This is a genomic window from Methanobrevibacter cuticularis, assembly GCF_001639285.1.
GTDB classification, from domain to species: domain Archaea; phylum Methanobacteriota; class Methanobacteria; order Methanobacteriales; family Methanobacteriaceae; genus Methanobaculum; species Methanobaculum cuticulare.
Window position 1 is genome coordinate 1 of sequence record NZ_LWMW01000033.1, and the last position, 22,251, is coordinate 22,251.

Annotated in this window: 14 protein-coding genes; 12 read left to right on the top strand and 2 right to left on the bottom strand. The window is 25.4% G+C overall.

What is annotated here, in order from left to right:
- Positions 1–302: 302 nt before the first annotated feature.
- The 6 genes from MBCUT_RS00895 (at position 303) to MBCUT_RS00920 (ending at position 9,633) form a co-directional block, all read left to right on the top strand.
- Positions 303–1,049 (top strand): geranylgeranylglyceryl/heptaprenylglyceryl phosphate synthase, encoded by a 747-nt coding sequence (locus tag MBCUT_RS00895; protein WP_067257581.1) that lies wholly within the window; start codon positions 303–305, stop codon positions 1,047–1,049.
- 201 nt (positions 1,050–1,250) lie between these two features.
- Positions 1,251–2,342, top strand: coding sequence for a DNA double-strand break repair nuclease NurA (locus MBCUT_RS00900; protein WP_067257584.1), 1,092 nt, complete (start codon positions 1,251–1,253; stop codon positions 2,340–2,342).
- A gap of 259 nt (positions 2,343–2,601) precedes the next feature.
- Positions 2,602–3,060, top strand: a complete 459-nt coding sequence (locus tag MBCUT_RS00905) for a GNAT family N-acetyltransferase (RefSeq protein ID WP_067257588.1) — start codon at positions 2,602–2,604, stop codon at positions 3,058–3,060.
- Between the two features lie 12 nt (positions 3,061–3,072).
- Positions 3,073–4,611, top strand: coding sequence for a helicase HerA domain-containing protein (locus MBCUT_RS00910; protein WP_067257591.1), 1,539 nt, complete (start codon positions 3,073–3,075; stop codon positions 4,609–4,611).
- Between the two features lie 763 nt (positions 4,612–5,374).
- A complete protein-coding gene (locus MBCUT_RS00915; protein WP_067257595.1) occupies positions 5,375–6,547 on the top strand; it encodes a metallophosphoesterase family protein in 1,173 nt (390 codons plus the stop codon).
- A gap of 347 nt (positions 6,548–6,894) precedes the next feature.
- Positions 6,895–9,633, top strand: coding sequence for an AAA family ATPase (locus MBCUT_RS00920; protein WP_067257598.1), 2,739 nt, complete (start codon positions 6,895–6,897; stop codon positions 9,631–9,633).
- Between the two features lie 211 nt (positions 9,634–9,844).
- Here MBCUT_RS00920 and MBCUT_RS00925 read toward each other — a convergent pair whose 3' ends face one another.
- Positions 9,845–10,237, bottom strand: coding sequence for a nuclease (locus MBCUT_RS00925; RefSeq protein ID WP_067257601.1), 393 nt, complete (start codon positions 10,235–10,237; stop codon positions 9,845–9,847).
- A gap of 885 nt (positions 10,238–11,122) precedes the next feature.
- On the opposite strand from MBCUT_RS00925, the gene MBCUT_RS11450 reads away from it, so the two are divergent.
- The 5 genes from MBCUT_RS11450 (at position 11,123) to MBCUT_RS00945 (ending at position 19,295) form a co-directional block, all read left to right on the top strand.
- On the top strand, positions 11,123–11,296 hold the full coding sequence (locus MBCUT_RS11450; RefSeq protein WP_211263742.1) for a hypothetical protein: 174 nt from the start codon (positions 11,123–11,125) through the stop codon (positions 11,294–11,296).
- Positions 11,297–11,863: 567 nt separating this feature from the next.
- On the top strand, positions 11,864–13,153 hold the full coding sequence (locus MBCUT_RS00930; protein ID WP_067257604.1) for a Mur ligase family protein: 1,290 nt from the start codon (positions 11,864–11,866) through the stop codon (positions 13,151–13,153).
- 555 nt (positions 13,154–13,708) lie between these two features.
- On the top strand, positions 13,709–17,188 hold the full coding sequence (locus MBCUT_RS00935) for a Mur ligase family protein (RefSeq protein WP_067257606.1): 3,480 nt from the start codon (positions 13,709–13,711) through the stop codon (positions 17,186–17,188).
- A 113-nt stretch (positions 17,189–17,301) separates the two neighbouring features.
- A complete protein-coding gene (locus MBCUT_RS00940; protein WP_067257609.1) occupies positions 17,302–18,489 on the top strand; it encodes a hypothetical protein in 1,188 nt (395 codons plus the stop codon).
- A 116-nt stretch (positions 18,490–18,605) separates the two neighbouring features.
- Positions 18,606–19,295 (top strand): nucleotidyltransferase family protein, encoded by a 690-nt coding sequence (locus MBCUT_RS00945; RefSeq protein WP_067257612.1) that lies wholly within the window; start codon positions 18,606–18,608, stop codon positions 19,293–19,295.
- 37 nt (positions 19,296–19,332) lie between these two features.
- On the opposite strand, the gene MBCUT_RS00950 is transcribed toward MBCUT_RS00945, so the two are convergent.
- Positions 19,333–20,031 (bottom strand): DUF169 domain-containing protein, encoded by a 699-nt coding sequence (locus tag MBCUT_RS00950; RefSeq protein WP_067257616.1) that lies wholly within the window; start codon positions 20,029–20,031, stop codon positions 19,333–19,335.
- Between the two features lie 1,270 nt (positions 20,032–21,301).
- Here MBCUT_RS00950 and csa3 point away from each other — a divergent pair.
- The gene (gene csa3 / locus MBCUT_RS00955; protein ID WP_067257619.1) at positions 21,302–21,895 is read left to right on the top strand and encodes a CRISPR-associated CARF protein Csa3; all 594 of its coding nucleotides are present in this window, start codon (positions 21,302–21,304) and stop codon (positions 21,893–21,895) included.
- The last annotated feature ends 356 nt before the right edge of the window (positions 21,896–22,251 follow it).

The window sequence follows — 22,251 nt, forward strand, 5'->3', positions numbered from 1 at the left end:
AAAATAAAATAAGTCTAATTTTAAAAAGGTCTTTAAAAATCTTAAACCAATCAACAACTGACTAATTAAATAAAATTAATAAAATAAAGAACATCTAAGAGAAATATTTCTAAAGTTGACAGAGTTGTTATATAATAGAAAAAGTTTAATAATAATTCATTTATAGTAGTATTTATAATATTTATATAAATTGATTATTATAAAAATTATCTATTAACTATACTTGCTACTAGCTATTAAAAAGATTAATTTATAATTTGTAGTAATTAGTAGTATCAGAATTAATTTAATCAGGGGTTTATATGATAGTAGAAAATCAAATCAAAGATATTTTAAAAACTCGTAAAGTCCATTTAACTTTAATAGATCCAGATGAACAATCTTCAGAAGCTGCTGTGCAAATAGCTAAAGCTGCCATAAGTGGGGGAACTGATGGAATAATGCTTGGAGGATCTACTGTAGATGGAGATCAAATTGATGCTACAGCTAAAGCACTATCTGAGAATATTGATCTTCCTATAATTATTTTCCCTGGAAATACAAGCAACATAAGTAAATATGCTGATGCAATATTCTTCATGAGTTTTTTAAATTCAAATAATCCTTACTGGATAATGGGAGCTCAAGCATTAGGTGCACCAGCTGTTAAAAAAGCAGGAATTGAAGCTATTCCAATGGGATATATGGTTGTTCAACCTGGTGGAACAGTTGGTTGGATAGGGGAGGCGAAATTAGTGCCTAGAAACAAACCAAAAATCCCTGCTGCATATGCTATTGCTTCAGAGATGTTAGGTATGAGGTTTTTTTATCTTGAAGCAGGTTCTGGTGCAGAACAGCACATTCCTCCTGAAATGGTCACTTATTCAAAAAAAGCTACTGATAACATGGTTCTTGTTGTAGGTGGAGGGATCAGAACAAAGGAAGCGGCATATGAAATAGCTAAAGCTGGTGCAGACATAATAGTTACAGGAACAATAGTTGAAGAAACTATTGATGTTGAATCAAAAATAGCTGAATTGGTTGGAGCTATTAGAAAAGCCTCAGAATAAAAATTTCAAAAAATAAATGGTTTAAATGAAATTTATTTTTAATAAAACTTATTTTTAATAAAATTTATTTCTAATAAAACTTATTTTTAATAAAATTTATTTCTAATAAAAATTATTTCTAATAAAAATTATTTGTTATTCATTTATTTCATTATTTATTTTCATTTTATTAATTTTTATTATCAATTTTAGTTGGTTTAAATGTTAGAATCATTATATGAAAAAGCAGTTCAAAAAAAAGGAATCCTAAATAAAGACTTAAAACATTATGATATTAAAAATATTGATGTTTATAATTATTGGAAAAAAATAAAAATAGCTAAATCCAACAAAGACTTTACTTTGGCAGCAGGGGATGGCAGCTTAAATAAAAAGAAATTTTTAAGTTTTAATTTTTATGCAATAGCTTCGGAATCTTTGATATATAATAATGAATTGATTAAAATTGAAAATTCTGAAATCAATATTATTCCTCATAGCAAATTTGTAGAAGATAGACTTCGTAATTATATGGGTATTTTTGAAGTTAAAAGTGCTTTAAAACTTATTAATGATTATGATATTGATTATTATTTATATGATGGTTCTATTTTGGGAGATCTTATAAGGCCATTTCCACTTGAAGAAAAAATTCCTAAAGAAGTAAGATATGATTTATTAGATTTATTTGAAGATAATCTTAGAAGAGAAATAAATTCTTATAATGTTGAGATTTCTTCTAGTAAAGTAGTCAACACAAACTCAAAAGTAAAATCACACCCTAAAGAACTTAAAAATTATAATACTACTAAATATTTAGGATATTTAGAAAATATTGAAAAATTATTATCATTATCTTATCTTTTAAAAGATAAAGAAAAGATAATAGCTATTTCTAAAACTTCTACTGCTACTGATTATTTTGATCTTAATATTCCAGATATTGCTATTTTTGATAAATCTAAGTTTAGTCGAGAAACTGGCTATTCTAGTCATAAAATAAAATCTGTAAATGAGGAAAAAAACATCAAACATGAGTTTCCTGTTGAAAATGACTTTTTTAAGAGTTTAACTTTCACAATATTTTATGTGAGAATTGAAAAAAATAAAAATATTCTAAAAGTTGAATTACCTTATAAAGCAACTGAAGATGAAATAAGAGATATTATTGAAATTATAGCTAAAGATTCCATAGAAGGTTATCCATATCTTCTTAAAAAAGCTCATCATGATGTTGTAATTAGAAAAAAAGATATAGAACAATTATCTAAAATAGTTGGACTTTATGAAAGAACAGGTAGAGAAATGCTTTAAATCTTGTTATTTAGTTGATTTTAATTAGTAATGGCTATTTAGTTGATTTTAATTAGTAATGGTTATTTAATTGATTTTAGTTAGTAATGGTTATTTGGTTGGTTTTAGTTAGTAATGGTTATTTAGTTGATTTTAGTTAGTAATGGTTATTTAATTAATGTTATTAATTATATAATATAATATTATTGTATTGCTAATAATAAATTCTATAATTTCTAATATTAATTTAATAAATTAGCGTAATTTAATGGTGTGATTCATGAAAATAGAAATAGCTAACTTTGAGGATTTAGAAGAGATATTAAAATTACAAAAATTATCATATGTTAGTGAAGCTGAGTTACATAATGATTACTCAATCAAACCCCTTACTCAAACTTTAAAAGAAGTCCAAGAAGATTTCAAAAGAGGTATTGTTTTAAAAGCTATTTCCAAAGAATCTAATAATATTATTGGTTCTGTTAGAGCATACAGTGAAAATAATGTTACTTATATTGAAAAGCTCATAGTTCATCCGGATTATCAAAATAATGGAATTGGTAGAAAATTAATTGAGGGTATTGAAAACTATTATCCTAATGAAAGATTTGAATTGTTTACAAGTCATAAGAGTGATAAAAATCTTTATTTATACAATAAATGTGGTTATCAAGAATTCAAAAAGGAAAAAGTGTCTGATGTCTTTTATTTTATTTATTTAAGAAAAGAAAATTATTAATATGGTGGTTTTATGATTATTGGAAGATGTATTGGTGAAACATCACTTGTTGATGTAGGATTCATTTCAAAGGAAATGCCTAAAGTAGGAGAGTATGTATCCTTAAATTATGATGGTAAAACTATTTTAGGAATGATTGAGTCTCTTGTAAGAGGTAGTGTTTCATTAAACGGAGATATATATGATCCTAATACTATTGAAAAAATTAGAGAGATTGAGGGAGATGATTTCTATATCAAAGGCAAAGTCAGAATTCTTGGAGATATTGATGATAATCTTCGAATTCCTAGGACTCCTGCACCACCTGGAACTGAAATTAAATTAGCAGATGAATCTATATTAAAAGAAGTCTTCCAAGTTGATAACTCACTTAAAATTGGTCATCTTATTAGTCAAGAAAATGTTGAGGTTAATGTAGATATAAATAAGATGGTGTCTCGCCATTTAGCTATTTTGGCAATGACTGGGGCAGGAAAATCTAACACAGTATCGGTTCTTATTGATGGATTATTAGAGTGCAATGGATGTATGCTCATTTTTGATATGCATTCTGAATATGTTGGGGCTGAATTTAATAATGGTGAAGTAAATATTATAGATCCTATTATAAACCCATTGTATATGTCATTTGCTGAGATAAAGGGATTAGCTAATATACCAAGTTCTGCTTATATTCAAGAAAGATATTTTAGAGAAGCATATAAAGATGCAAGTAATTTAGCTAAAGAAGGAAAAACAGATTCTAGGGACTTCATAGAAATTATGAGGAGTATTCTTCAAAAATGGTTTGATAAGGAGATGTTTAGGAATAAAGAACTCAGTGGAGCAGATAAAAACAAAGTCATGGATGTTATTAATAAAGTAGATGATTTACAGACTAAATATTATTCATTATTAAATATAAATGCAGGAAACATTCTTAGTCAAATTCAACCTGGAAAAGCTAATGTATTGAATTTAGGACAGACTGATGAATCTGCAGCTGAAGTTATAGTTAGTCATGTTCTTAGAAATGCACTTACAAGTAGAAAAGCATTTATGCATAATAAAAAAGAAGATTTATACAATAAGCATCTTGAATTTCCAGTTTTCTTTATATTGGAGGAAGCTCATATATTGGCTCCAAAAAGTCGATCCACTAACTCTAAATTTTGGATTAGTAGACTAGCTAGAGAAGGTAGAAAATTTGGTCTTGGACTTTGTTTAGTGAGTCAAAGTCCTAAATCAATTGATCCTGATGCACTATCTCAAGCTAACAACATGATAATTCTTCGACTTGTTGAACCACAAGATCAAAGACACGTTCAATCAGCAAGTGAAAGTTTAAGTGAAGATCTTGTTAATCAGTTACCTTCACTGAATATTGGTGAAGCTATGATTCTAGGACTTATGGCAAAAGTACCAACTCTAGTTAAAATTGATGAATTCAAAGGTCGTACTCATGGGGATGATATTGACATTATTTCAGCATGGAAATCAAAAAAAGAAGACGATGAAAAAATAGTAAATGAACAAGAACAAGAATTTCGAGATTTAGGTGGTAATTATTAATATTAATCACTAATTATTGCTAATTATTACTTATTATTCTTTATAATTTCTTATTATTACTTATTATCATTTATCATTACTTATTATTCTTTATAATTTCTTATTATTACTTATTATCATTTATTATTACTTACTATTCTTTATAATTTCTTATTATTAGTTATTATCATTTATTATTACTTATTATTCTTTATAATTCCTTATTATTAGTTATTATTCTTTATTTCCAGTTTATTAAAATATTTAGGAAAAATAATTAGTTATAATAAAAATTACTAATTATTATTAATCTCATTATAATATTTACTAGAAATTTAGTAAAAAAATAATTATCATTATTATTCATAATTTGCTATGACAACATTATAATAAATAGCTTTAATAGAAATAAAATCATATAAGAATAATAGTTAAATATAATTATCAATGATTATTTTCTTAATGTCATGTCCTACAACAATCTATTGATAATTATAAGTTTATGATGATATTATTGATTTATATTACTATCTCTTTATAGTAATACTTATAAATTTGAAAAAGATATAAATTATTAATTTAGAAGTTTGTAATGAAAAACTATTAATTTAACTTTACAATTTTAATTAATTTAGAACTTTATAATGAAAAACTATTAATTTAACTTTACAATTTTAATTAATTTAGAACTATAATGAAAAACTATTAATTTAACTTTACAATTTTAATTAATTTAGAACTTTATAATGAAAAACTATTAATTTGTAACTTTAGGAGGGAAAATATGAAATTTGCTCATTTAGCTGACACTCATTTAGGATATCGGCAATATGGATTAATAGAAAGAGAAGAAGATTTTTATAATGTATTTAATGATATCGTAGATAAAATTATTGAAGAAAGAGTCGATTTTGTAATTCATAGTGGTGATTTATTTGAAATGGCAAAGCCTTCTCCTAACGCTCTGCTTGTTTTTCAAGAAGGCTTGATGAGAATACATGATTCTGGTATCCCATTCTATGCAATAGCTGGAAACCATGATACAATCATGCGTAAAAATGCTCTTCCACCCCAAGTCTTATATAAAAAACTAGGTCTTACTTTAATCAGTCCTGATAATTCTGTTGTTAAAAGCTCATTTTTAAGAGAAAATGATATTTTCATGGGAGGATTTCCATTTATACCAAAATCACAAAATGAATTTTTAAAATCCAAATTCAATGAATTATCTAAAAAAGCAGAAGATTATTCAATGAAAATTTTAGTTTCTCATCAAGGAATTGATAAATACATTCCTTTCCAATATGAATTGGAAATAGCTGATATCCCAACTAATTTCAATTATTATGGATTTGGTCATCTTCACAACAGAGTTGTAGATGATTTTGGAGATGGAAAACTTGTTTATCCAGGATCTACAGAGATTTGGAGAATTAATGAATTAGGGGATTATAAAAAGAATGGTAAAGGCTTCTATCTTGTAGACATAGGTGGGGATATTCCTGAAATCGAACCAATCAATTTAGATCTTCCAAGAGAATTTATATCAAAAAATATTGCATATGAGAAACTTGATTCAGAGTTATTAACCTTACAAAGATATATTTCTTCTTTAAAGGATAAACCAATTCTTAATATAACTATTGAAAAAGGGAATTTCAACATTTCAGATATGTATAAACAGCTAAATGAAGCTTTTTCAAAATCTTGCTTATTGATAAGACCTACTTTCAAAACTGACACAATGATAAATGAAGAAAATATCAATGGAGATAATAGTTCATTAGAACCAAGAGATCTATTGATTGAACATCTTAAATCTTTTGACAATGAGGACATAAGTAATTTAGCTATTGATCTCTTAGATAATCTTTCTAAAGATAAATTAGAAGAATCTGAAAAAATAGCTAATAATTTTTATGAAGAATATTTTGGAGAAAACAAGGTAAGCAATTAAAGTTAAGGATTATATTGCATTTACTATAGTTTCAACCTATTATTAGTTAATTCGTTATAAACATTGACCTATTATTAGTTAATTCATTGTAAACATTGACCTATTAGTTAATTTATTATAAACATTGACCTATTATTAGTTAATTCATTGTAAACATTGACCCATTATTAGTTAATTTATTATATAAGCATTAATCAATTATTAGTTAATTCATTGTAAACATTGACCTATTATTAGTTAATTTATTATATAAGCATTAATCAATTATTAGTTAATTCATTGTAAACATTGACCTATTATTAGATAATTCATTATAAACATTGTTATTAATCCATATTGTGATAAAAATGATATTTACAAAATTAAAACTTAAAAATTTTAAATCTTATAGTAATGCCATCATTGATTTTGAAACAGGAATCAACATAATAGTTGGTGAAAATGGAGCTGGAAAATCTACTATTTTGGAAGCTATTAGTTTCGTACTATTTAAACAACATTCTGGAAAGAAAATTGATAATTTAGTTCGAATTACAAAGAATAAAAATTCTCATGAAACCATGTCTGTTAGTTTAGAATTTAATTCAAATGGAAATAAATACAAAATTAAGAGATCTAGGTCCAGTACTTCCAAAGCAGAATTATTACTTAAAGATGAAGAAAGTTATATCAGAATAGCTTCTGGAGATACTTCAGTTAATGAAGAGATTCAATCAATTATTAACATGGATGCAGATTTGTTTCTAAATGCTATATATATAAGACAAGGAGAAATAGCTAATCTAATTGGTAAAACTCCTTCTGAAAAGAAACAGTTAATTGGAAAGTTAATGGGTATTGAAGATCTTGAAAAAGCTTGGAAAAATAGTTTACCACTGATTAATATCTATGAAAATCAAAAATCAGAGCTTAAAGGGAGAGTATCATCAACATCTAAATTAGATGAAGAGTTAAAAACTAAAATAGTTATTTTAGATGATTTAAAAATTAGAGCCACGGATTTTGAAAAGGAATTCAAGGATCTTGAAAGGTTAAAAGAAAAAAAAGAAGCTGAAAAGTTTAATATAGAATCAGAAAAAGTTATCTTTGATAAGTTAAATAATAATCTTCTTAATGAAACTGAAAACATTAAAAAAATCATTGATGATAAAAAGAACTTTCAGACTCAATTAGATGAAATTAATAAAATGGAAGAAGAAATGCAAAGCCTTGAAAAATATGTAAATAAGCTTCCATTGTATCTTAATTTTCAAGAATCTGTGAATAATCTAAAACATCTTAAAAAAGATGAAAAATATTATGAAGATAAAATAGCTTCTATAAAAAAGCAAAAAGAGATTTTAAAACAAGAAAGACCTCTTTATGAGGAATATATTCAGATTCAAAACAAATTAAATGATTTTAATGAGAGAAAATCAAAAATTGAAGGTAAATTAGAGGTAGCTAAAAAACTTGAAGAAGATAGGGCTTCTCTAAGTGAAGAAATTAACATTACTAAAACTAAGATTGATGAATTTTTAGATAATTCAAGTAAATCATTAAATATAGATATTGAAGATTTTGAGGATTTTAAAGAGAAATTAATAGAAATCAAATCCGAACTTTCAGATAAACTTAAGGAAGTAACTGAAGAATATAAATCTAAATCTCAAGAAGTTCCGAGATTAGAAGAAGGAATAAAATCTGCAGAGAAGCCTTTAGTTGAATTAGAACAAATTGACAATCAATGTCCTGTTTGTAAATCAGATATATCTGAAGATAAAAAAACTGAATTGATCAATTCTTACAATGATACTATTAAATATAACACTGAAAAAGTTTCTAAATTAAAAAATGGATTAAAGAAGCTTGATACTGAAATGATTGTATTTGAAAATAAGCTTAAGGATCTACAAATTATTGAAAATGATATCAATAAACATGAGTCTTCACTAGAAAATATTATAAAGAAAAACCTTGAGAAAATAAAAGAATTAGATAATGAATTAAACTCTAAAGAAGAAACTGAATCCAAACTTAAAGATATTTTATTATTGATTGATACTCAGAAAAAACGACAGGATATTACTAAAGAGAATTATGATAATTATATTCATGGTGAAGGATCACTTGATACATTAGGAAAAGAGCATGAAGCTAGGGATAAATTAAGAGAAATCATTAGAAATGTGGATATTGAAATAGAAAAAATAAAAGAAGCTATTTCTAAAGATAATTATCTATCAACTCAAATTGAAGAAGAAGATCTTAAAAGTAGAATTGACGATTTGATGGAAAGAAATAGGAGATACAATGAACTAAAGGGTTCAATTAAACAAAAATCTATCATAGAATCTCAAATTAAATCTAAAAACGATGACTTTGATAGTATAAGATCTAAAATAGATAACATCAATCACGATATTAAAGCTTCTAAATATGATGAAGAAATCTATAAGAAAATTCTTTTCATCTATGAAAGATCTCAAGAAAGATTAACAGAATTAAACAAAATCATGTCTGAAATTAAGGGAAAAGCTACTGAAATAATAGCTAACATTGAAGAATTAACCAAAAAACTCAATGAAAATGATGTATTAAAAGAAAAATTAGAAAATATTGATGATTATCTTAGACTTCTTAAAGAGATTCGAGAACTTTACAATAAAGATGGTATTCAAAAAGAATTAAGAAACCGTTCTAAACCACTTATTCAAAAATACACCAAGGAATTCTTTGAACAATTTAACTTTAATTACTCAGACCTAATAATTGATGAAGATTATAATGTGTCTGTTTATGGCCCAGAAGGAGAAACTAGTTTAGACATGGTTAGTGGTGGAGAAAAAATAGCTATTGCACTAGCTCTTCGCCTTGGAATCACTCGAGCAATGTCTAAAGGAAATATTGAAACAATACTTCTAGATGAACCTACCATCCATTTAGATAATTATAGAAGACAAGAACTAATTGATTTACTTAGAAAAATGGCAGTTCTCCCTCAGATGATAATTGTAACTCATGATGCAGAATTAGAAAATGCAGCAGATAACATCATTAAAGTTCTAAAGCAAAATGGAATTTCTGAATTGGTGTTAGAAGATTAACTCAATTATTTCAGCAGTGTTTTTATTAGATTAACTCAATTATTGCAGCAATGTTTTTATTATATAATTTTTTATTTTAACATATTCTTATTATGTGGTGTCTAAAGTATTGTTTAAAAATATTTCACAATTTATTTATAAAATTTGAGGTATACAGAAAATTCATAGAACTCATTAGCAATAAACCGTGAAAAAGTATCCTAAAAATAATTTAAAAGTTGATAACGCTTTTTAGAGTATCCACAATACAATTAACATTCCAACCTACCAGTGAATTAGCTACTTTTTCAAGATTTTCAGGAACTTCTTCTAAACCATGGGGTCTTACAAGGATTATAGGTTTCTTGTACTTTAATGCTGTTTCTACAATAGAATCGATGTCTTCTTTATTTTTTTCATATAATCCTGCTAAAATTATAACAACATCTATTTTGTTGAAAAATTTCTCTGACATATTTAGATAAGATCCAGTCACTGATTCTTTCCATAAGAAATCATTTTTTGAATACAACTTTTCTACAAATTGAGGATATTCATTGTTGGCATCCAATCCTTTACTTATTAAAAGATTATATATCCTATCATCATTATCTTCTTCAAACATCTAAATTCTCTCCTTTGATTTTTTTTATTAACCATTAGCAAATGATAGCTAAGTTAAAATAATTAATAACTATATGACAAATAAATATAAAAACATAATTGTATCATCTAAATTATTCATTTACGCATTGTAGTTTATTATGATAACATTATTTTTAAATTATTAAATTATTTTATTAAAAAATTACAAATGTCATTTATAATTTTCTGGTTATTCTATTAAATATTTATTTAAATTTTGGCTTTTTAGAAATCATGTTTGGATTTTTCATGTTAAATATTTTTGTGTGGTGATATATGTCATAACAAGTGTTTTTGAGTTCAGTTTCTTTATTTTTTTAGTTGATTACTTCTATTTTGGTTAATAGCTTTGTTTTTGCACTTTTTTTCATCATTTATTCTTTTGATTGAATTGTTATTATAATTTTTATATCTTATGGTTGATTATTATTGTTGTAGATTTTATTAGTTTTTATTTTTATATATGGACATTCTATTATTATCAGTATGTTATTTTTAAACCCCTCGAATTCGAGGGGTTTAGAAAACAAGCAGGTTTAAATGCATTTAAATTATCACTGAAAAATGGATAGAAAAAACAAATGCTATTGGAATAATTTCCAAACCTGGACGTTATGGTGGAACATATGCTCATAAAGACATTGTTTTTAAATTTGCAAATTGAATCTCTGTAGAATTTGAATTATATATTGTTAAAGAGTTTCAAAGGCTTAAAAAAGATGAATTAAAATCTAAAGAATGGAGTCTTCAAAGAACCTTATCAAAAATAAACTATAGCATCCATACTGATGCAATTAAGGATAAAATTATCCCTCAATTAGTTACTAAAAAACAATCCCAGTTTGTTTATGCAACTGAAGCTGACTTGTTAAATGTCGCTCTTTTTGGTAAAACTGCTTCTCAGTGGAAAAAAGAAAATTCTGAGAAAAATGGAAATATGAGAGATTATGCAACCTTAGAACAATTAGTAGTTCTTTCAAATATGGAAAGTATAAATGCATTATTAATCCATCAAGAACTCCCTCAATCAGAAGATTGATAGAATTAAACAAAGTTGCTATTACTCAAATATCCTCGTTAATTAATAATAAACAAATAAAATAACTGAAATAAACAATAATCTAAGGATTTAAGAATATTTAAATAGATATGAGAATCTAATATGCAAAATTATTATCATAATTACTATTTTTCTAAAAAAATCTATAATAATAATAATTGGATAAAACTCATTATAAAATAAAACTCATTATAATATTTAATAAACTGTTTTAGAATGATATTGGCTGGGAAATAATTATAAATCATGAAAACAATTATAAAAATCCAATATGATCTCTACAGAGCTTAAATTTCATATTAATATTATAATTACATTAATATTATGCAATTTAATTTATATATTATTTTAATAAAAGACTATTAATAAAAAGACATTAATAAAAATAATAACATATAATGATACATAATAATATATTATGTATATTGTGATTATAATGATAAATTTATAATATTTTATGTATAGTGTGCTTATAATGATAGATTTATAATATTTTCATAATATTTCTATTTATAATGATTATTGAGAATTTATTAAAGGGAAAAAATGAAGGCAGCTGTTGTTGGATTGGGAGTGGAAGGAATAAAAGCAACTAAAGCACTTTTAGACTATGGGTGGAAAGTTTATGCTACTGATTTACAAACAGAGATTGATTTAGAGGAACTAAAAATATCAATATCTGATGCAAAGATATCTACATATGATGAGAAAATTAATATCTCTACCAATAACTTAACTATAGACTTAGGTTATCTTGATGAATGTGAAATAGATAGTAGTGATGCTATTGTAATAAGTCCTAGTTTATGTAATACTAAAATAGCTAAAAAAGCTTTATCTTCTGGTAAACTCTTAAGTGATATATTGGATAAACATAAAGAAATTTTTACAATTGGAATTACTGGTACCAATGGAAAAACAACAACATCTTTGATTCTTAAAGAAATATTAGAAAATGCTGGTAAGAAGATTCTCATTGGAGGAAATGCTGGTGGAGGATTTGAAGGGTATTATGACCTTATTTTAAAAGCTGAAAAAGGAAATTATGATATCATCATAATAGAAGTTTGTGATATGACATTAGAATTTTGTGATTATGCATTTAACTTCGATCTTGTTGGTTTAACCAATATTGGAAATGATCATATAGATGTTCATGGTTCCATTGAAAACTATAAAAATTCTTTATTAAACTTTTCAAAGAATAAAACTACATTTATTGATAAAAATCAGATCTATCTCAAAGAATTTAAAGAATCTAATCAAATTAATGAGCTTGTAGAATATGATGAATCAAACTATGATCTTAAGCTGTTTGGAAAATTTAACCGATTAAATGCAGGATTAGCTACAGCAATAGCTAAAGTTTTAGATGTTGAGGATTTTATAATTAAAAATACTTTAGGAAACTTTGAACCTGTTGAAGGAAGGTTAAAAGAATTTAAATTGAATGATTCCAAAATTTATATTGGTAAAACAGATAATTCTGATGCAGTAAAGTCTATCTTAAATGAAAAGTATTTTTATGCTACTTTTATAGGAACTCCTAGATCTAATGAAGAGCATAGATTTGAAATTCTTGATACTGTTGCTTCACACAATCCAGAAATAATTGTACTATTCCCTGGTTTAGAAGATACCGTTGAATTTGGATTATATAGATTAAAGTCTATTGGATATGAAGGAAGAATTGAAATAGCTAACAACCTTGATGAAATCATTTCATTATTAGCCGAATATTCTCATGAAGATGCTATTTTCATTGGTGGAAATGGTCAAAAAAATATAATTGAGATTCAGGATAGATTAGAATTATTAACAAAGAATTGTAATTAATTTTTCATTGTTCTTATTTTAATAAAATTTATTTAAATTAAATATTATATATTGTATGAGATTTTATGATTTTATTTAAATTAAATATTATATATTGTATGAGATTTTATGATTTTATTTAAATTAAATATTATATATTGTATGAGATTTTATGACTTTTTAAAGAATTTGAAAGTAATATATGTATTATTCTTAATTTTTTTAATTTAATTTTTTAAAAACGAGTCATGACCAGAGATTAAATTTTGAAAAAAATCTGACTTTTAATCAGAACTCAAACTACTTTAATTTAAATATAAAAATTGATCTGTTAATTTGGTTTAAAATATTTCACAATTAATAGAATATACTAATTCTATTTAAAAAACCTTAAACTTTATAAATTAGTAGGTACTATATTATAATATATAATAGTTTATTTAGCTCATGTCTGATTTGATTTAAAATTTATTTAAATCAGATTTAGTTAGATTTAAAATTTATAATCTAGAATAATAGCTATTTACAATTATCTAATTGTTTAATATTAGAAATATTTAATAATAGGTTGATATTGTGATTTCAGGGAAAAAAATTCTCATTGTTGGTGCAGGAAATGCAGGTCGACCTGTAGCAAATCTCTTAAACTATTTAGATAATGAAGTTATAGTCACAGATATTAATCCTTTTAATGATCTTCCTAAAAAGGCTAAGAGAAAGATAAAAATCCTTAAAAAAAGAGGAATAGCTTTTGAGTTAGGATATCATGATGAAAATATCTTAACTAATGTGGACAATATTTATATTTCTCCTAACATTCCAGAAAATGATTTTATTAAAAAAATTCATGAGTTAGCTAAAATAGAGAAAATAAGTATAATTGAAAATAGAGATATAGGGAAAATTTTAAATTCATTAATAGCTATTCCTATGGTAGGAATAGCTGGAACTGATGGTAAAACTACCACAACTAATATGATTAATTTTGCACTTGAAGATAATTTTGATACCTTGATATTTTCATCACTTCAGGATTCTCTTGTAATTGAAGGCTTAGTTGAGATGATTGTGAATGGTGAAAATAAAGATAAAGAATTAGCTATTTTTGAACTTCCACATGGAACTATACGAATGGCTGAAGGATTGGAACTTGATGCTGGTGTTTTAACTAATTTAACTCCTGATCATATGGATGAATTTAAGACATTTGAAGAGTACATTGATCGTAATATAGCTATTGAGAAACTTCTTAAAAAGGATGGTCTAATGATAGTTAACGGAGATGACCCTATAGTCAGTGGTAGACTAAATACATTTACTCATGATTATATTGTTTATGGCCTTAAAAATCCTCAAAAAATTGAATTTGAAGGAAATAGCTATTATAATAATGATGTAGAGTATGATATAATAGCTAAGAATATTGAATTAAATGGTCTTAATGGTTCTAACTTCACAATTGTTTCTAGTAAATTACCAACATTGGTCTGTTCTAATTGTAATGAAATTAATTGTAAATGTGGTAGTTTTAAAAGAAAAACCATTCCTCCATTTGAAAAAGAAATTAGTATTGAAGTTCCAGGCTTGTTGAATGTTGAAAATACCTTAGCTACTTTAATCATGTCTTTGATTTTGGGAAGTTCTTTAGAAGATTCCATTAAAAAAATGTCTACATTTAAAGGTGTTAAAGGAAGATTTGAAAAAATTGATTGTGTTAATCCTATGAGTGTTTCTACTTCTGAAAAGAATACTGTTTTCCATGGAAGTAATTCTTCTTTATCTTCTAAAAGTAATTCTTCTTTATCTTCTAAAAGTGGTTCTTCTTTATCCTCTGAAAGTGATTCTTCTTTATCTTCTAAAAGTGGTTCTTCTTTATCCTCTGAAAGTGATTCTTCTTTATCTTCTAAAAGTAATTCTTCTTTAAAAATGAATAATCATTCTTTAGGGATTAATATTTTTATGGATGCTGCTCATAATCCTGAAAGTATGGAAAAGCTATTTGAAGGATTAGATATTTCAGGTAGATTAGTAATCAGTTTAGATAATCCTGATACTCTTACAGTACGAAATAAATTTAAAATTGGAGAAGTTTTATCCAAATTTTCAGATGTTATAATAGTTAGTTCTAAAAATGAAACAATTGAAACATTAGATCCAAATGCATCCTTGGAAGTTCTAAAAGGTGCAGGAGAAATTGAATCTTATATGACTGAAAATGTTGTTGATTCTATTTTTAAAGCATTATCAATCGCAACTGATGGAGATAATATTATTCATATTGGTCCGGGAGTAGTTAATGCTTATGATAATATAAAAAAAGATATTAAAGATGCTATAAGTTTTTACAGGGCTATTTCAGGAAATGTTATAGTTATTGGGGGTTGTGGAACTGTAGGAAGTTTAATGGCTAGAGTTTTGAAAAATAATAATGTCGATGTTACAATTTCTGATTCAGCACCAAACACTCCTTTAAATCGAATTTTTAAAGAAGAAGGCATTACACTCGATTTAGGAGGCCATAATGAAGATTTACTAAAATCTGCTTCTTCATTCTTCCTAGCTCCTAGCTTACTAAATAATAAAAAACTTAAGAATTATTTAAAATCATTGGTTGATGTTCCAATTTTTAGTGTTGATGAAGTATTAAAATACTTCAAATCAGATAAACTTGTACTTGGGATTACGGGGACTAATGGAAAAACTACAACGACTAATATTTTAAAAAATATATTCACGGTATCTGGACTAAAGGTAACTGAGCACATGCTTGATATTCAGGGAAATACTGAGTTAATACCTTCACTTCAATCAAGATTAGATGGTGATGTGGGGGTTGTTGAAATAGGAACATTTGGAAATATAGGTGAAGTGAAAAATTCAGCTATTGGTGCAGATGTGAATATTGGTATAATAACTAATATTTCAAAGGATCACTTGGTAGATGGAGACTTTGAGAGCTATATCAGTTGTAAAAAAGAGATTTTAGAAGTTGCAGATACATTGATTCTAAATGCTGATGATCCACTAGTTAGCTATTTAGCTTTATCCAAGAATAAAGAAGATGTTATTTTCTTTGGAATTAATTCGGATCCCTTACTCATTCCAGTCAATAATAATTTAAACAAAGATGATTTTAATGAAACAAGACCATGTTATCTATGTGGAGATGTTTTAAAATATTCAAGATATTATTTGGGTCATTTAGGAGATTATCAATGCCATTGTGGATTTAAAAATCCTATTTTGGATGTTGAAGCTAAAAATATATCTATTAAGGATGATAGTTATCAATACACTCTGAAAATAGCTGAAAATGAAGGAAAAGTTATTTTAAAAACTGGGGGAATAGCTAATATTTATAATTCATTAGCAGCAGCTACTGGTGCTTGGGTATCAGGAATTAATTTTGAAGATATTGTTAAAGGTATAAATACATTTGGAGGAGTTTCTGGAAGGTTTGAGATCTTAAATGATTCACCAAAGATCATTTTAGATTATGCTCATAATCCTTCTGGTGTTAAATCCATAATTCAAGCTGTTTTAGACCTTAAGAATAATACTAATCTTAAGAATAATACTAATCTTAAGAATGATAGTAATATTGAGATTGAGGATATTAAATATAATAACGATAATAATGGGGAGAATATTAATATTAAGGATAATAAGTATAACAACGATTATAATTTGGAAGATATTAATAAATTTACCAATGACATTAATGGAGGCAGGGATGCTAAATTCATTATTTTAAACACTATATCTTCAGAAAGTGGTGAAGAAGGGGATTTAAAAATAGCTGAGCTATTATCCTATGGAGATATTGTTATTCCAGTTTCTAATTCAGCATATAATTTTTCAGAACATATAAATACAGAAGTTTTATATATTGATTCAGACTTTGAGTATTGTAAAAAAGGAACCTTAGGAGCAAGTTTTGACCAGGTAAAAAAGGGCATTGAACTTGGACTAAAAATAGCTAATAAGAATGATATAATATTAATAATCGGAGAAGCTGGGGTAAAATATTCAAAAGATATTTTGGAAGTTAAATAACATGTAATTATCAAATAATAATCATTATATAATAATATATTAATCAATATATAATTGGAAATGAACAAAAAACATATTTTATAGACTATTGGGTATATAGGGTAAGGGTTAACATGTTAGAGAGGTATTCAAGAAGAAAATCGTTTAAAATTTTAGTATTGTTAATAATTGTTGTCATTGTTTTAGCATCTTTTTCAATTATTGGTGCTTCTGAGTATGATTCAAATAATATTAAAGATGTAGCAGATGTGCCTATTGGAAGTACAGTTCTACCAGGTACTCATGTGATTGATGATGGTAAAATTATGAAATATCCTCTTGCTACAAATTTCAATTACCTTTTTTATAAAATTAAAGGATTAAAATTGTTAGATGCTTTTATTTCAATTACAACTGGTACTGTATCTGTACCTGTTTATAAAATTTCTGAAACTGGCATTTCTGATGATGGTGATGCTCAAGGTTTTGAAGGTCCAGGAGTATTAGTTTTTGAGAATCAGAAATTATCTGTTAAATCACCAGATAATTTTGTATGGGGACATACGACTCCTTACACACTATTGGTTAAATCTAAAGATGGAATAAATCTTGTTGAGAACAATAAAACTATATCTACTATAGCTAGTAATAATATAAATAACAATACTATTCCTCATGATTATGTATCAATTGAAGAAATAGAAGAATGGTATAATAAAACAACAATTGGGGATAGCATGGTAGTAAAGTATGCTTTATCTAATTTTTCAGATGGTAGAAATTTAATTAAACCTGATGAAATCAAAAAGATTTTTGGTGAGGATATTTACAACTATACAACAGTTCATAACTTGAATTCTCCAATACTAGTATATATGCATAATTATACTGAAGAAGAATATACTGAAGGCTATAGCTATTTAGGTTCTTATCCTCAATATAATGATGCAAATAGGGCATTTAACGCTCAACAATTTGCTAAAGCATGGAATGGGACAATAATCCCTCCAAACTCTTCAAGTTCTGGACAATCTGTAGTTGGTTTCGCTAGCTCAATAGATCCAAAAGCTCCAGGAGGTGCAGCATCCCATGGAGTCTGCCCAGCAGCAAGAGCTTTAAGATCTGCAGTATTATCTGCTGATTTTCCATTACCTTCTGGAATGAATGGGGATTTTAACGCTGTTAATTTTGGTGTAAATCCAGGATCTGGAATTTATGTCACTAACTCTGAGAAATATCCTGTGAAAATTGTTATGTGGACTGAAGGGAGTGGAACAGGAACTGTTATATATGCAAAATTAATTAAATTCGTCCCCAATTAATTATTAAGCGTTCATATTCTAGATATATAATTTATTATCTTTAATTAATAAATAATATCCCTATATGTTAACTTTTGATTGGGTAATATTCATAATTTTTTAGTTAGGAGAAAAAAATGGTTTCAATTTCAGCTATTATAACTGCAGCAGGTAAAAGTTCAAGAATGATAAATGATCAAAAAGAAAGAAATATTCCTTCTTTAAATAAATTAATTCTTCCAATTGATTCAAAAGGCAAAACAATTATTGAACTTACAATAGAAAATATTCTAAATATAGAAATTGATGAATGTATTGTAGTGGTCAGTCATGATGATTGTGAAATAACTGAAGCTTTATACAATATAAATGATGATAGATTAAAAATAGTCCATAATGGAGCAGTTACCTGTGAGTTATCAGAGTCATTATATAATGGGATAAAAAATTCTAAAAGTGAATTTATTTTCTCTATAGCTGGAGATCAACCAACTATAAGTGCAGAAACTTATAATAATATGGTAAACAAAATGTTGAATTCTGAAAATCCTAAAAAAACTATTTCAATTCTTAGAAGAAATGATATTGGCTTATTAAAAACTGCAAAAGGTCTCGGAATGCCTTTCATAGCTAATAGAGAAGAATTATTAAAATATCTTAAAAATCAAGATGATAATTTAAATCCTATTTTAAGAAAAATGCATAGGGATGGATTTACATTTTATGGAATAAAAGAGAAAGATAAATTTGAACTTTTAAATATCAATAATCATGAAGATTATCAGTTATTTTTAGAATTTATAAATACTAAATCTGCTTATTTTTAGAATCAATATTTTTTCCATCAAATCATAATAAGATGATTCAGGATTCCATGCTATTTAATGCAGTTATTATAGAATCGATATTTTCACCATTTAAACCCATTACTAACTCTTCATCTTTAATTTTACCAAATTTTCTAGATCCATTACAACCTAGTGTGACATTGGGTGTTTTATTAATGAAAGGTCCTGCTACTGCATCTGCACAAACTGATTGAATTCCTGCAAAACTAGATTCTAATTTACCTCCTAAATTATAAACAATAGCTTGAGATGACAACATTATTTGTTTAGGATTAGCTATTATAACTATGATATCTGGAGTAAAATCAGCTTTTTCTAATGGAGAATATAATATTGCATAGCTATTTAAATCCATTTTTGGAATTTCATCCATAGTTCTTTTTGCAGATCCCACTGATTTAAATCGACCTAAATCATGATAAAATTCTCCAGTAGTTACATTTTTAGGAGGTTTTTCAAGACCTAATGCAGCTGAACCTCCTTTACATAGCTGTTCATTACATGTACTATAAAATTCATCTCCTTGCGATGCATTTTGAACCATTTCGCAATGTCTTATTTTTTGATTAATTTTTTTAATATTTTTAGGAATATCCTTTTTATGTAAAATAAATTTAATAGCTACTGGATGTGACTTTAAATCCAAATTTCTTTTTAGTTCCTCTGAAAAATGATAATTCATCTTTAGGTTATTAATTTCATCATTTTTATTCATATTTATCATCTCAAAAATAATTGAATATCTAATTGAATAATATATTTTCATCTTTTAAGTTATTTTATTACTAAATAAATCAATACTTAATTATTTATCTTTATTTTAATTATAATATTAATAACTGTCTTTCACTAGTAGCTGTAGGATGTTCTGCTGATTTTATATTACCTATAATTCTATAATCATATTACTATAATTATATTTCCATTAATGTTATATAATTCATTAGTAATAATATTTATTATTTATTTCATCTGAATTAGAATTTTTGGTTATAGAAAAAATATTTTGAATAATAGATTATCTTATTTTCATTCTCATAGAATATATTAATATTAATTTATAATAGTAATCCAAACCACATTGTGTTAATTAATATATTTAAAGTTTTAAACTTTCAAAACAATATTAACAATTATTATCAATGGAAATGTTTATATATTAGTTTAAACATATTAAATGTAGATATGATAAATAAATATGCAATTATTTTAGTGACTTTCAATCTTGTACAATAAAATTAGGCATTGTCATCAAAAAACTATTAGCTCTTAAAATATAATATTAAAATATTGAATATTATTTTAATGATTCGACTTAACGTTTGTTATTAAATAGAGTACATTTTTTTGATGTAACTATAGTTCAATGAAATATTTTTTTATTATATGGTTTCCAACATGTATATAAAAATTTATATTAGGATAACTATTTATAGTATGTATAAGTATAATTATATAATTGACTATCATAATGTATTTTAATATTATGAAGTAGTATTTTAATATTATGAAGTAGTATTTTAATATTATGAAGTAGTATTTTAATATTATGAAGTAGTATTTTAATATTATGAAGTTAATAATAATCAATAAACTAACATAAATTTAATATTTTGTAATACTAACATGATTATAATTGTTATAAAATCAGTGCTTTAATAAGTAATTTAATAAGTAAAATAATGGTGCTATGAATAGCTATCAAAGCTATATTTTTTAATAATACCGATTTTTATATACTAGAATCCATAAAAAGTGTTTTGCGCTAATTTTGATTATTTAATAAAATGTTCGTTGATTGGTTAGTTATATAAAATGCAGAAATGATTATATATGAAATCATTGCATAAAAATAGTATTCAAGTGATACTAAGTCCTAATTATTTATATAAGAATTTTTTCTTAATATTAATAATTAATTGAATAAAAATACAAGTAGAAAATACAACTAAAAATATAAAAATTCAAAATTACTAGGTGATTAAATGGAAACTACTCTTATATCTACAATTTATGATGTCGAACCAGTTATGATTTGCATAACTAAATTTTCTCCTAAAAAAGTTATACTCTTAACTGAAGACAATGCTTCTGAAGTCATTAAGCAAAGTGAAGAAACTTTGACCAATGCATTTGGAAGATTCATTGAAATTAAATCTAAAGAAATCGATTCTAATGATTCAGTTAAAATTGCTTCAGCAGTAGCTACTGAAATCGAAGAAGAAAAGAAATTTGGTAATAGAATAGTTGTTAATATTAGTGGGGGGGAAAGGCCTCAAGCTTTAGGAGCTCTATTTGGAGCTTATTCAAAACACCAATTCGTAGATAGGATTATTTTTGTTGACTACTTCAAAAAAGAAGTTGTTGATTTACCAATTCTTAAATATGGAATTTCCAACACTAAAGTTGACATTTTAAGATGTTTAATTGAAGGTTGTTCTACAGTCAAAGATCTATCAACAAAAATAGGTATCAGTAGAGGAATGACCTATAACCATATTCGTGAATTAAGAGATATGGGCTTAATAAATAAAGAACTACTTGAAATTACAACAGCTGGAAGATTAGCTATTGTATAATAAAGTAATTTAAATTTTTATTTTATTATCTTGATTATTTATTTAAATAAATAATCATTTTCATTTTTTCTTATTGCTTTCTATAATATAGATAATCTATTAAATAGTATCATTCTATTTCATAGAAAGTAAATACATTAAAATCTTTTTCTTTTTTACTATTATTCTTAAATCCTAATAAAAATAATATTTCTTTTAAATTATTAATGATATAGTTTTTTGTTAAGTTATTCTTAATGATAATAATGTTTTTGTTAAGTTATTCTTAATGATAATAATGTTTTTGTTAAGTTATTCTTAATGATAATAATGTTTTTGTTAAGTTATTCTTAATGATAATAATGTTCTATCTCAAC